Source organism: Caloramator sp., assembly GCF_020054765.1.
GTDB lineage: Bacteria > Bacillota > Clostridia > Clostridiales > Caloramatoraceae > Thermobrachium > Thermobrachium proteoclasticum.
Genome location: NZ_JAIHAO010000002.1, coordinates 134,030 through 148,632, shown reverse-complemented (window position 1 = coordinate 148,632; position 14,603 = coordinate 134,030). Strand labels below are relative to the sequence as shown.

Sequence of the window (14,603 nt, the reverse complement as noted above, 5' to 3'; positions counted from 1 at the left end):
TAAAACAGCCATTTGGCGAATGTTTGTCAAGGGCAACTGCAATTGAATTTTAATTTCTTAATTTTTTTAAGTAGTTTTTCATAAACTTTTTACACTACCCTCATATAAATAATATTCACATATTAACAATAATATAACTCCAATTTATCAACACTAACCCACATAATTCCCACATTTTATCCACACACTTATCCACAGAATGTGGATAATAATTATTAATAAAAAAGAGATAGACCTTTATTCTATCTCTTCTCCTTGAAGTATTCTATACATATCTTTTGCTTCATCTTTAGTCACATGCTCTTTTTCTAATAAAACTTCTGCTTTAACGGTTTTAGCTGCATATTGTATCTCTATTATATCTCCAACCTTGACATTTGTACCTGGTTTTGCTACTCGTCCGTTTACTAATACTCTACCTGTATCGCAAACTTCCTTTGCAACTGTTCTTCTCTTAATTATTCTTGAAACCTTTAAAAATTTATCAAGTCTCATATTATCATCCCTCTAATTTAAAATATATCTACGTTATAAAAAAATCAGGTACGCGACCTGATTTTTTTATAATTACTTATTAACCTTATCCTTCAATTCTTTTCCTGCCTTAAATACAGGAACCTTTGATGCTGGGATAACTATTTCTTCTAAAGTCTTTGGATTTCTTCCCTTTCTTTCAGCTCTTTCCTTTACTTCAAAAGTTCCAAAACCAATTAGTTGAACCTTATCATTCTTTGTAAGAGCTTCTTCAACACTTTCCATAAATGCCTTTAGAGCCTTTTCTGCATCCTTCTTTGTTAATCCACTCTTTTCTGCGATTGATGTAATTAAGTCTGCCTTATTCACAGTTTTTCCCTCCTTAGTTTATGCACATATTTAAAATATTTAAATAATATTAGCTAATTAATTTATTCTTCATAAGTTTTAAAAATCCTTCTTTTAAAACTATATTTTTTCTATAATTTCTCTAAATTTATGTATTTTTTGACTCATTCCAAATTTCATCCATCTCTTCTAATGTCATATCCTTTAAACTTTTGCCCAATTTATCGGCCTTTTGTTCAATATACTCAAATCTTTTTATAAACTTTTCTACGGTATTTGTCAAGGCTATCTCGGGGTTGATATTACAAAATCTTGCTACATTTACTACCGCAAACACTAAATCTCCTATCTCTTCCTCTATTTTATTATTATCTCCAATTTTTATAGCTTCTAATACCTCTAAATACTCTTCTTGTACTTTTTTTATTGCATCAGATACATCATCCCAATCAAAACCAACTTCTTTAGCCTTTTCTTGTACTTTATAGCTTCTAATTAAACTTGGCATTGATTTTGGAATTCTTTTCATCTCCATTGTGTAGCTGTCGATATTTTTTTCCTTCTTTTTTATCTGTTGCCAATTATCAAGTACTTCCTCCACAGAATTTACTACAGTTTCTGAAAAAACGTGTGGGTGTCTTTTAATCATTTTTTGACATATACCATCAACTACATCGAATATATTAAATTCACCAAATTCCTTTGCTATTTGGCTATGAAATACTATCTGTAAAAGTACGTCTCCAAGTTCTTCACAAAGTTCATCCATATCATCCTTGTCTATAGCATCAAGCACCTCATAGGCCTCTTCAAGTAAATATTTTTTTAGACTTTCGTGGGTTTGTTCTCTATCCCACGGACAACCATCATCACCTCTTAATCTTTCCATTATATCTAATAAATCATAAAAATCCTTTTTCCCATCCTCTTCAACCTTAGGTATATATACACTGGTTAGATAGTCAATCCAACTGAGTCTATCCAACATATAAAGAGGAATTTTTTCTACTCTTTCAAGTCCTTCTACTCCAGCTGCTCTTAATACATATATTTCGTATTCGTCATCATAATAATCCATAAGCTTTATTTTAAGCTCCGAAGCAACCAACCTACTATAAACCTGAGTAATTATATTTCCAACCCTTTTATCAGGCCTTTGTCTTTCAATGTCTAATGCGTCTATTATTTTTAAGCCATTAGCTGGATCAATTTTTAATGTATTTATTATTGCATCAATAAAACTTAAGGCAGGTATAATCTCAACAGGTATATTTTTTTTCTGAGCATATTCTATTATCAACTGAACTGATCTTTCTGCCACCAATGGATGCCCAGGAACTGCATAAACTACATCCTCAATGTCAACAACATCCCTTGCTATCTTTTTATATACCTCTTCAAAATCCTCACTCTCATCATAGTATTTATCAAATGTATCAAATTTTATACCCATCCTCTTAATTTCTTCTACATTTGGATGTTTTTCAGTTCTTAAATATAACTTTTTTGCGTTTTTCATAAGGTTTAAACTTTTCATAGTTAAATCCTCAAAGGAACCAGGTCCTAAACCCACAATCGTAATCAATGTATCACCTCTTTTTCTTTTGCAAATCTAATACATCCTTTAAGCTTATTGTCTTTGTAATAAATAGGAGAACAAAATATATAGCTGCACCACTTAATATAGAAAATATAGTTGATATATTTATACTTAAAGTATATTCATAAAATCTTGTATATGCAATAACAACTATAAAAATCATAGCAATTGAGCAAGCTATTGGTGATACAATACTTTTAAATAGGTTTATTCTTGTCTTTGTATATTTAAATACAAAATAGATATTAATAAAGGATATTAGAAGGTACGAAATTAGAGTACCATAGGCAGCTCCTTTAATATTAATACTTGGAATAGAAATTAAACTAAAAGATATAAATACCTTTACTATACTTCCAATTATCATTGATATTAAAGGTATAAATGTTTTTCCAATACCATTTATTATACTTGTAGCAACCTGAGAAAATATTATAAATATAACTGCAATAGATAGTATCTGCAAAAGTTCCCATCCATCATCCATACCCTGAAATACAAAATAAAATATTGGTCGTGCTAAAGTATACAAACCTGCTGCACAAGGAAATGCTAAAATTGAAGCCAGTTTAAAGCACATCTCCATATTCCTTTTTAACAATTTTTTATTATTTATAGTATATACCTCTGAAATAGCTGGAACTGTACTCTGGGATAGAGCTGTTGCCATAGTAAGTGGTACATTTATTAACACAAATGCCTTTCCTGTTAACTGTCCATAAAGTGCAGTAGCTATACTTTCTGTATAACCAGACATCTTCAATAATTTAGGTACTGTGAGCGAATCAATCAACGACATTATAGAGCCTAATGCGTGTGCTAATGATATTGGAATTGCTAACAATATAAGTTCTTTAATTATACTTCTATAGGGTGTAAAAGTATTATTAGCATATTTATATGTTTTCCCATACTTTTTATACAATAGCATTAAAAAGATTAATGAAATAAAGGCTCCAAAGGTAGCACCAAAAGCTGCTCCTCCAGCTGCTGCTCCTATGCCATAGGGTAGTAAAAAATAAGTCAAACCTACACCTACAACTACCCTACCTAACTGTTCTATTATTTGAGATACTGCAGATGGGTTCATATTCTGAAAACCTTGAAAATAACCCCTATAAACAGACAAAAGACAAGTAAATAATGGAGCAAAGGAAATACCTAAAATAGAATAATAAGCATCTCTACTCCAGGAAAAATAATTTATTAAATCATTAGCAAAAACAATCAATAGTAGTGTAGATACTGTACCAATTACAAACATAACAAACATCGATGCTCTATAAATTCTTCTACAATCCTCGTATTTTGATAAGGCTGCTCTCTCTGATACCATCTTGGATATAGCAACAGGTATTCCTGCAGAAAGTCCAAGTAAAAACGTATAAATTGGGTATGTAAGTTGATAAAGACCTATCCCCTCTTCACCTATCATATAAATTATTGGCAATCTAAAAAAAAGCCCTAAAAACTTTGCAATAAATCCTGAAATAATTAGAATCAGAGTACCTTTAATAATGTTTTTTTTGGTCATAAAAAACCTCCTAATTCCTTCTCTTAATAAAATATTAGAATTAGGAGGTATGTATTCCATTATTGCTCCATTTGTTTTCCTAAAAATGTTGAAGCTGTTTCTGCTAACTTTCTTTCCAATTCACCAAAGGTTACATTAGGTTCCTTTGACATAATTACAACTGCACCTACTGCATCGCCCTCAGCAATTATTGGTGCAATAATTTGTGCCTTATATTCAGTTTTTTCTTCCTCTTGAGGAATTATAGGAACTGCATTTCCTTCCTTTCCTGTAAAAACAAAAATTTTTCTTTCTTCGAATACTTTTTCAAGCTCATCGCTTACCCTCTTATCAAGATATTCTTTCTTTGCAGTACCAGCTACAGCAACGACACTGTCTCTATCACAAATAATTACAGGATGACCAATAGATTGATGAAGTGCCTCTGCATATTCCTTAGCAAAATCACTAAGTTCATTTATAGGAGAATATTTTTTTAAGATTATTCCTCCTTCTCTGTCTGTAAATATTTCAAGTGGATCTCCTTCACGTATTCTCAAGGTTCTTCTTATTTCCTTTGGTATTACTACTCTTCCTAAATCATCAATCCTACGAACTATTCCTGTAGCCTTCAAATTAATCCCTCCTTTTTTTATGCTCTTATTAATAATCTCTACAAAAAAATAAAAATTATACCTTAAAATTAGTAAATAAATAAGTAAATTAACAAAAAATATAAAAGAGAGGTTAAAATTTTCCTCTCTTTATTTTGTATTGGTTATCATACATTTTTTGCATTGCATTTCTCCACCTGAGGCTCTATTTCTATATCCACAATACCTACAGTCTATTTTCATATAACGCTGTGGGCTTCTATCTATATCTCTATAGTTAATTTCATCATTGCGTGGTTTCATACACATACCTCCATAATTTATATAGTATAATTATACATTAATATATATTTTTATTCAACTGTAAAATAAAAAAAGATAGGGAAATTCCCTATCCTTTTATAATCTTTCTTGATATATCTTTATTTTTGCCTTATCCTTTAAATTCTTAAGCTCATCTTGGAAAGCTTGTGCCTTTTTATCCTCTAATAATTTCTTTTCTATTTCAGCCTTTACTTGTTCAAGAGGTAGTTGTTTATATTCCTCTTTCTTGTTGATTTTTATTATATGATATCCAAACTGAGTTTTAACTGGTGCACTTATTTTTCCCTCTGGTAGTGCAATAGCATTTGTCATAAAGTCTTTATCATAGTTTTTATCATTATAATATATATCGCCTAAGTTACCACCTTTATCCTTTGAACCTGGGTCTTGACTGTACTTCTTTGCTAAATCCTCAAATTTTGCTCCAGCATCTAATTCTGTCTTTACCTTTTTTGCCTCTTCCTCTGTTTTAACTAATATATGTGATACATTCATTTTATTTGGTTTTTCTGTATAATCATAAATATTTTCATTATAGTATTTCTTTATATCATCATCAGTTACCTTTACATCCTTTGCTATATGGTCATATAGCTTATCTATTATTATTCCACTCCTTAAATAGCCCTTATAATCCTCTAATGTAATTTTTAAATTTTTTAAAGTTTCGTTAAATTTATCTTCTCCGCCTAAACTCTTTTTACCCTCTTCTATCTTTTTGTTTATTTCATCCTGTAGAGTTTTTTCATCTGGAACAACCTTAAGTTCTTCGGCTCTCTTTACAAGTAGAACTTCATTTATCATATTATCTATTAAATTATTCTTTATTTCATTTACATAAACTTCATTTTCCTTCTTCTCAAAAAAATCCTTTCCATACAAATTTTCCATTCTTGCCTTTTCAGTTTCAAATCTCTTTAAAAATTGCCCCCTTGTTATTGTTTGTCCATTTACCTTTGCAACTGCCTCCTTCATCTTCCCCTCTTCAGTCTTTGTTATAAGCTCACAAGAAGCTAAACTTAATAATAAAGTAGCTGATAATGCTAATGCCATTACTTTCTTAGCTATTTTCACCTTTATCCTCTCCCTTTTTTAAAATCAATATCTATTATACAACATCATTTTTCATTATGCAAATTTTTCAATTCCTCCAATAAATCCTTAATTATATACAATATTTGGTTGTTGGAGAATTTATTCAATCTAATCTTTAATATAGGTTCCTTTAAACTTCCATAGGATATAATATTGTTGAATTTGGAATTTAATTGCTTTATTTTCTCATAATCAATATATCCTATATCTTTAAAGTGCAGGAAAATATCCTTTTGCACCTGTTTAATGCTAATAATCTTAAGACTTTTGGCAATTGATTTTATATAGGAAATCATTATTAAATTTTCAACAGGCTTTGGTATATCAGAAAATCTATCCACAAGTTCGTCCTCAACATCCTGCTTATCCTCAATTGAAGATATTGCAGCAATCTTTTTATAAACCTCTATTTTAACTCTTCCATCTTTTATATAATCATCAGGTATATGTGCATTAACTAAAATATCTATACTTGTCTCAACCTCTTCTGTAGCTTCTCCTTTAACCTCCTTAACTGCCTCCTCAAGAAGCTTGCAGTACAAATCATATCCAACCGCCATCATATGTCCGTGTTGCCTTGTTCCTAATAAATTCCCTGCCCCTCTTATTTCCAAATCTCTCATTGCAATTTTAAATCCTGAACCAAACTCAGTAAACTCCTTAATAGCCTTTAATCTTTTTTCTGCAACTTCTGTCAAAATCTTATCTTTTCTATAGGTAAAATAAGCATAGGCAAGTCTATTTGACCTTCCAACTCTACCCCTTAATTGATAAAGTTGAGATAAACCCATCCTATCTGCATCATATACTATGAGGGTATTTACATTCGGCATATCAATCCCTGTTTCTATTATTGTAGTACATAGAAGTATATCTGCTTCACCTGATACAAAATCAAGTATTACCTGTTCTAATTCATCTTCATCCATCTGACCGTGTGCTGTAAGTACCCTTACTCCATCTACTAACCTCTGCAGATAAGCCTGCATTTCCTTTATTGTATCAACTCTATTATATACAAAAAATACTTGTCCTCCCCTTGATATCTCTCTCAAAATTGCATCACGTATTATAAACTCATTATATTCTAATACATATGTCTGAACAGGATATCTTTCTTCTGGTGGGGTTTCTATGACACTTATATCCCTAACGCCGATTAAGGACATATGTAAAGTTCTTGGAATTGGAGTTGCTGTTAAGGTTAATACATCTATGTTCTTCTTTAATAGTTTTATTTTCTCTTTATGAGAAACCCCAAATCGTTGTTCTTCATCTACAATAAGTAGTCCTAAATCCTTAAACTTTACATCCTTTTGAAGAAGTCTATGAGTTCCAATAATTATATCTACATTTCCAGCTGCAAGCTCCTTCAGGGTTCTCTTTTGTTCATCCTTTGATCTAAATCTGCTTATCATATCTATGTTAACAGGAAAATCAGAAAATCTTTGTTTGAAATTATTATAATGCTGCTGTGCAAGTATTGTAGTTGGCACAAGAACTGCTACCTGTTTACCATCCATAACTGCTTTAAAGGCTGCACGCATAGCAACCTCTGTCTTACCATAGCCAACATCTCCACATAAAAGCCTATCCATAGGCTTTTTGCTCTCCATATCCCTCTTTATTTCCTCAATGGCTACAAGTTGATCATCTGTTTCATTATATGGAAATTCATCTTCAAACTGTTTTTGCCAAGGCGTATCCTTAGAAAAGGCATAACCTTCTATAGAATTTCTTACAGCATATAGAGCAACAAGTTCCTGTGCAACCTCCCTTAAGGATTCCTTTACCTTTTTCTTAGTCTTTGACCATTCTGATGTTCCAAGTTTATTTATTTTAGGTGGATTATCATCCCGACCTATATACTTTTGCACTAAATCCAACTGTTCAACAGGAACATATAATGTATCTTCCCCTTGATATTTAAGAACCAAATAATCTCTTTTTATTCCCTCAATAACAAGTTCCTTAATTCCCGAAAATACACCTATACCGTGATTTGCGTGAACAACATAATCTCCAATCTTTAAATCAGTAAAACTCTCTATTTTTCTTGATTTCTTATTAAATTGCTTTTTTCTTTCTTTATTCGTCTTATATATTTCCCTCTCTGACAATATAGTAAGTCTGCATTCAAAAAACTCAATTCCATTTTTTATACTACCATAGGTAACATATACCTTCCTCGGAATTAAATCCTTTACTTCTTCAACATATTCTGCTTCTATTCCTTCATCCTTTAATCCCTTTGTAAGCCTTTCAGCCTTTGCCCTTGTTCCTGCAAATATTAAAACATAATAATTCTTTTGAATTCTATTTTTTAATTCATCTATAAAATACTCTAAGTTAACTGATGTTATGTTGCTAACTACAGTATTAAAATTTACAACAGCTCGTACATTTATATCTTGAATACTTCTTGGGAGCATATTAAAACCTATACATTTTCTATTGTTTACTACATCTAATAAGCATTCTGAGCTATAAACCCAGTTTGCCTGTATAGGGAATATCTCTCCCTTTTCCATCATAGATTTAAAAATTTCTCTAAACTCTTCTTCAAAAGATTTTATTCTTGTTATAAGTCTTGCTGTTTCATCTAAAAGTACTGTAGGATTGTTAAAATAATCTAAGAAGTTTTCCGTTTCTTCATATATTGTAGTTATAAAACTTTCAATTCCTTCAAAATACCTAAAATTAGTTATTCCATCTTTAATAGAATTATACTTTTGCTTTAGTCTATCCTGTGCATCTTTATTCTTTTTATAATTTTTATATATCCTTTCGTATTCTAAATCTATTGCATTTGTTATTTTATTAACATCTCCACTTCTAATTATAATCTCTCTTGCAGGAAGTACTGTGATAAATTCTTCATAATCAAGACTTCTTTGAGTTTCTATATCAAACTTTCTAATTGTATCTATTTCATCATCAAAAAACTCAATTCTATAGGGAACATCTTCATTTAAAGGAAATATATCAATTATTCCTCCTCTTTGCACAAACTGTCCTGGTCCCTCTACAACCTCAACCCTTTCATAGCCTAAATCATACAGATTTTTAGTTAAATCTAAAGGTTCTACTATATCTCCCTTTTTTAATATTAATTTGCTATTTTTAATTATCTCCTTTGGTGTCATCTTATAAAAAATGGAGTCTATAGAAGTTATAACTATTAAATCCTCACCTTCTAAAATCCTAAAAATAGTCCTTATCCTCTCCTGCTTTATCTCTGATGACGTAACATCTACATTAATTGCACTTTCCTTTGAAGGAAAATAAGCAACTTTATCTGTAAAGGTACTTAAATCCTCATATATCTTCCTTGCCTCTATCTCATTATGTGCTATATATAAAAAGTGTCCTTTTATATCCTCAAAAAGACAAAAGGACACAAATGCCTTCTGAGTTTCAGAAAGGCCATAGGTTTGACATATAAAATTTTCTTCCTTTATGTTTTTCAAAAGTTGCCTATAGCTTTCTTCTGATTCAAATACCCTTTTTATCCCCTCAAACCTCAAAAAAACACCCCCTATTTTATAGCACTATATCCATTAAACTTATTCATTGCACTTTGTACTCCATTTTTAATTATCTCCAAAACGGCCTCAGATGATACCTTTATAACTTCATCCATTATCTTTCTTTCATCCGCTGTAAACTTTCCAAGGACGTGGGAAACCAAATCACCCTTAGGAGCCCCTACACCTACCCTTACTCTACTAAACTTATCACTCGATAGCTGATAAATTATATTCTTTATTCCATTATGTCCACCATCACTGCCAGATGGTCTAATTCTAATCCTTCCCACATCAATTGCTATATCATCGTATACCACTATTATATCTTTATCATCAATTTTATAAAAATCCTTTGCTTCTCTCACACTTTCTCCACTTAAGTTCATAAATGTTGATGGTTTTAATAACAATACTTTTTCGCCTTCATAAATAAATTCACCAAGAAGCCCCTTAAATTTAATCTTATTTACATTAGCTCCTACCTTATCAGCAATATAATCTATTACATCAAACCCTATATTATGTCTTGTGTTTTCATATTCCCTACCTGGATTTCCAAGCCCAACTACCAGTTTCATTTCCTTCCTCCTTATAAGCAATAAATATTTTCTGTGCTTTATTATACCATAATGTCAAAAAATATGTTAGCAAGTGCACAACACAAAAATAAAGTGCCTAAATAAATGGCACTTTATAAAAATTTTTATTATATTATTTTGTCTTTTCACCTAATTTTATCTTTACATCTATATACTTACCGTCTCTCCATATTCTTGCTGATACTATATCCCCAACTTTATGTTTTTCTAATATATCTGATAAGTCTTCCATTTTCTTTATATCTACTCCATCGAAATTCACTATAATGTCCCCTGGTCTTATACCAGCTTCTTCTGCTCCACTTCCTCTTTCAACGCCTCTTATACTAACCCCTATTGGAACATTATATTCATCTGCAATCTCTTCATCTATAAACTCATAATATATGCCAATAAAAGGTCTTGAAACATATCCATTTTTCATTAGTGATTCTATTATTGGTTTTGCTTCATTTATTGATATTGCAAATCCCATTCCCTCTGCACTGCTAATCTTTAAACTATTTATACCAATTACTTCCCCTGCTTCATTACAAAGGGCTCCTCCACTATTACCTGGATTTATAGAGGCATCTGTTTGAATAACTTTATAGGTTCTTCCATCTACAGACATTTTTCTATTTACAGCACTTATAACTCCAGCAGTAACTGAACCTGAGAACTCTTCTCCTAATGGATTGCCAATTGCAACTGCTATATCTCCTACTCTTACCTTAGAACTATCTCCAAACTTTGCAACAGGTAAATTTTGTGCCTCTATCTTTAAAACAGCAAGGTCAGTTCTATAATCAGCACCTATAACTCTTGCTGGAAGTTTTTTACCTCCTGCAAGGGTAACATATACTTCACTTGCTCCATCTATAACGTGCTGGTTTGTTACAATATATCCAGACTTATCAAATATTATTCCAGAACCAGTTCCCTGCTTTACTGTCCTGCCTGTAAAGGTTGTAACATTGTTGGTTATTCCAACAACCGCAGGTCCTACAACCTCTGCTACTTTTGTTATTGAATTTTTTGGTATATTAGTTACGATTTCTTGTTTTGTATTAAGTTGATTGTTCAAAAGTGGTGCCTCAGTATAGTTTTTCTTTACATAGTATCCCCCAATAATTCCTCCAATACCTGCTGAAAAGAATACTATAAAAATAAGGGCTAAAAACCTCAATATTTTTTTTGATCTTTTTTCTTCAACAAATTTGACTCCACTTTGCCAAGAACCATTATTATAATCCATAACCACACCTCCTAACTTGATTATACTTCCTATATTTAAACAAAATATGAATAAAAATTGAAAAAATATATAAATTAAACCAAACTTAATGTAAATGAAAATCTTGTTCCAAAATCACCAGATTCAACCCATATTGTCTCTCCGTGCTGATTGATAATCTGCCTTACTATGGATAATCCAAGTCCAGTTCCTCCACCCTTAGACCTTGCTTTATCAACCTTATGGAATCTGTCCCATATATATTTAATTTCTTCCTTTGGAATTGCAGGCCCATTATTATATATATGAACAATAACCTTTCTTTCTTTTATCTCAGTTTTTATTTCTATTAACCCATTATCTGGAACAAACTTTATCGCATTATCTATTAAGTTCGTTAATACTTGATCTATTCTATCCCTATCTCCCTTAACCTTTAGTTTCTTTTCTATAAGCTTCACATTAACTTCAATGCCACGCTTGTTTATTTTATCCTCAAACTTTATAACCCTTTGTCTTATAAGTTCATTTAAATCAAATATACCTATGTTAATAGAAAACTCTCCAGATTCAAGTCTTGCTAAGTCTAAAATATCATTTATAAGCCTCATAAGTCTTTTAATTTCATCGTGTACTATATTTAAATAATAAATCCATTTTTCTTTAGGGATTGTTCCATCAATTATACCTGTAATAAAACCATTAATTGAAGTCATAGGAGACCTAAGCTCGTGAGATATGTTGGCTATAAAGCTTCTTCTCATATCTTCTAAGCTCTGAAGAGAATCTGCCATATAATTAAACGAATGTGCTAAATCCCCAATTTCATCATCTGATTCTAAATCTACTCTTTTGTCGAATTCTCCCTTCGCTATACTCTTGGCAGTGCTATTAATCTTATTTAAAGGTCTTATAAGTATCTTTTCGGAAAAATAATATATTATTATAGCTGAAATAAACATTGCAAAAAATGCAGCCATCCATATAACAAAGTAAACTGTCTTTAATGTATTTTTTACTTCATATAAAGGTGAATGTAAAAAAACCGCACTTTGAACTTGGTCTGCTACTACTATAGGCATACCAACCATAAGCATAGGCTTTGAAAATATTTGCTTAAATCCCCCGCTCTTTATAACCACATTTCCCGATAAAACTTCTTGTATTTCATTATTCGTAATTTGTTTTCCCATAAAATCCTTCATTTCATTTGAAGAATAGGCATAAATAAAACCATATTTATCGACAATTAGTATTCTTGTATTGCTCATTTCATCCATAAGTCTAATCTGTGTAATCATCTTATCCTTAGAAATCCTTCTTGTTAAATAGTCGTTTATGGTTTTATTTATTATATATCCTTGGTTTAGCAAAGAATTTGTTTTTTGATTGTAGTAATACTTATAAAACCAATAGGATAAAAAAACAGCAACAAGGCTGTATGAAATAACAAGTATTACAAGATATGCAGAAATTAATTTAGTAAATAAACTTTTCTTCATAATATCATTTCACCTCAAATTTATATCCAACGCCCCATACAGTCTTAATCTGCCACTCTTCATTTTCTAACAACTTTTCTCTAACCCTTTTAACGTGAACATCTACTGTTCTTGAATCCCCTGGATAATCATATCCCCATACTTCATATAAAAGTTGGTCTCGTGTAAAAACTTTATTGGGATTAGATGCTAAAAAATATAAAAGTTCAAATTCCTTTGGAGGCATTTCTATTTTATTTCCCTTATACATAACAATATAAGAATCTGGATCAATTACTAAATCAGTATATTCTATAACCCTTTTCTGGCTTAGAGGTTTATACCTTCTTAAGACAGCTCTTATCCTTGCAACAAGTTCTTTAGGTTCAAAAGGCTTAACCATATAATCGTCTGCACCAAGCTCAAGACCTAAAACCTTATCAAAGGTTTCTCCCTTTGCAGTTAACATTATAACTGGAATTTGAGATTCCCTTCTTATCTCCTTTAAAACTGAATATCCATCCATCTTTGGCATCATTATGTCAAGAAGAATTAAATCTAACTGTTTTTCTTTAAAAAGCTTAAGTGCTGTTTCTCCATCATTTGCTTTATATACTTTGTATCCCTCTTTCATTAAATATACTTCTATCAATTCGCATATATTAACATCATCATCAACAACTAATATTTTTGACTCTACCATATTCATCCCTCCTTTTATAATCTTATTAATATTTTCGCATCTTTGTTTATTATTTACAAGACTATAGAGTATTATATAAATTAAATTTACACATTATTTAAAAATTTTTATGTATTATAAAAGGATGGCTAATTGCCATCCTTTTACTCAAATATCTTACTTACAGATAAATCCTCATATATCCTCTTTATAGCCTCTGCAAAAACAGGAGCAACTGATAATACCTTAATATTATCAAGCATCTTATCTTCAGTTAAAGGAATTGTATTTAATACAACAAGTTCCTTTATTGCTGAATTTTTAATTCTCTCAACAGCTGGACCTGATAGTACAGCGTGTGTACAGCAAGCATATACTTCCTTTGCACCTAAATCTGCCAATACATTTGCTGCATTAGTAATTGTACCCGCAGTATCTATCATATCATCAACAAGTATTGCTACCTTTCCCTTTACGTCTCCAATTACATTCATTATTTCTGAAACATTAGCCTTTGGTCTTCTCTTATCTATTATAGCAATAGGAGCATGTAGCCTATCTGCAAATTTTCTTGCTCTTGTTACACTACCTAAATCTGGTGAAACTACAACTACTTCATCTTCATTTAGATTAAATTCTTGGAAATACTTTGATAGTATTGGTACACCAAGAAGGTGATCAACAGGTATATTAAAATATCCTTGAATTTGTGCAGCATGTAAATCCATAGTTAAAACTCTATCTGCACCAGCTGCTGTTAACAGGTCTGCAACAAGCTTTGCTGTAATTGGATCTCTTGCCTTTGCCTTTCTATCTTGTCTTGCATATCCATAGTAAGGAATAACGGCAGTAATTCTACCTGCAGAAGCTCTCTTAAAAGCATCCATCATTATCAAAAGTTCCATTAAATTATCATTTACTGGGGCACATGTTGATTGAACAACAAATACGTCTGCTCCTCTAACTGTTTCATTAATATCTACTGATATTTCTCCATCACTGAACCTTCCAACATTTGAATTTCCAACACTTACACCAACAATGTCTGCTATTTCCTTTGCAAGGTTAGGATGAGAATTTCCAGTAAATATTTTGATGTTTTTACCGTGTGTAATCATAAAAAAACG

General features: G+C 31.1%; 13 protein-coding genes. All 13 read right to left on the bottom strand.

The features are described from left to right. Positions 1–237: 237 nt before the first annotated feature. Entirely contained in the window at positions 238–495 is a 258-nt protein-coding gene (locus JG776_RS01655) for an RNA-binding S4 domain-containing protein (protein ID WP_027309060.1), read from the bottom strand. A gap of 72 nt (positions 496–567) precedes the next feature. Continuing rightward, entirely contained in the window at positions 568–843 is a 276-nt protein-coding gene (locus JG776_RS01650; protein ID WP_027309061.1) for an HU family DNA-binding protein, read from the bottom strand. 127 nt (positions 844–970) lie between these two features. Beyond that, positions 971–2,407 carry a nucleoside triphosphate pyrophosphohydrolase gene (mazG, locus tag JG776_RS01645; RefSeq protein ID WP_291964097.1) on the bottom strand — a complete coding sequence of 479 codons (1,437 nt, stop codon included), beginning with the start codon at positions 2,405–2,407 and terminating at the stop codon, positions 971–973. A gap of 4 nt (positions 2,408–2,411) precedes the next feature. Continuing rightward, complete coding sequence (locus JG776_RS01640; protein ID WP_291964096.1) at positions 2,412–3,956, bottom strand: polysaccharide biosynthesis protein; 1,545 nt, start codon at positions 3,954–3,956, stop codon at positions 2,412–2,414. A 59-nt stretch (positions 3,957–4,015) separates the two neighbouring features. Beyond that, complete coding sequence (spoVT, locus tag JG776_RS01635) at positions 4,016–4,570, bottom strand: stage V sporulation protein T (protein ID WP_291964095.1); 555 nt, start codon at positions 4,568–4,570, stop codon at positions 4,016–4,018. Positions 4,571–4,699: 129 nt separating this feature from the next. Continuing rightward, positions 4,700–4,852, bottom strand: a complete 153-nt coding sequence (locus JG776_RS01630; protein WP_291964094.1) for a hypothetical protein — start codon at positions 4,850–4,852, stop codon at positions 4,700–4,702. Positions 4,853–4,948: 96 nt separating this feature from the next. Next, positions 4,949–5,947: a peptidylprolyl isomerase gene (locus JG776_RS01625; protein ID WP_291964093.1), complete on the bottom strand. Its 999-nt coding sequence runs from the start codon at positions 5,945–5,947 to the stop codon at positions 4,949–4,951. 44 nt (positions 5,948–5,991) lie between these two features. After that, on the bottom strand, positions 5,992–9,495 hold the full coding sequence (gene mfd / locus JG776_RS01620; RefSeq protein WP_291964092.1) for a transcription-repair coupling factor: 3,504 nt from the start codon (positions 9,493–9,495) through the stop codon (positions 5,992–5,994). 11 nt (positions 9,496–9,506) lie between these two features. Then, a complete protein-coding gene (pth, locus tag JG776_RS01615) occupies positions 9,507–10,076 on the bottom strand; it encodes an aminoacyl-tRNA hydrolase (RefSeq protein ID WP_291964091.1) in 570 nt (189 codons plus the stop codon). Positions 10,077–10,209: 133 nt separating this feature from the next. Then, positions 10,210–11,334: a trypsin-like peptidase domain-containing protein gene (locus JG776_RS01610; RefSeq protein WP_291964090.1), complete on the bottom strand. Its 1,125-nt coding sequence runs from the start codon at positions 11,332–11,334 to the stop codon at positions 10,210–10,212. A 74-nt stretch (positions 11,335–11,408) separates the two neighbouring features. Further along, positions 11,409–12,815: a HAMP domain-containing sensor histidine kinase gene (locus JG776_RS01605; RefSeq protein WP_291964089.1), complete on the bottom strand. Its 1,407-nt coding sequence runs from the start codon at positions 12,813–12,815 to the stop codon at positions 11,409–11,411. Positions 12,816–12,819: 4 nt separating this feature from the next. Continuing rightward, positions 12,820–13,503, bottom strand: a complete 684-nt coding sequence (locus tag JG776_RS01600) for a response regulator transcription factor (RefSeq protein ID WP_291964088.1) — start codon at positions 13,501–13,503, stop codon at positions 12,820–12,822. Positions 13,504–13,640: 137 nt separating this feature from the next. Then, a complete protein-coding gene (locus tag JG776_RS01595) occupies positions 13,641–14,594 on the bottom strand; it encodes a ribose-phosphate diphosphokinase (RefSeq protein ID WP_291964087.1) in 954 nt (317 codons plus the stop codon). Positions 14,595–14,603: the final 9 nt, after the last annotated feature.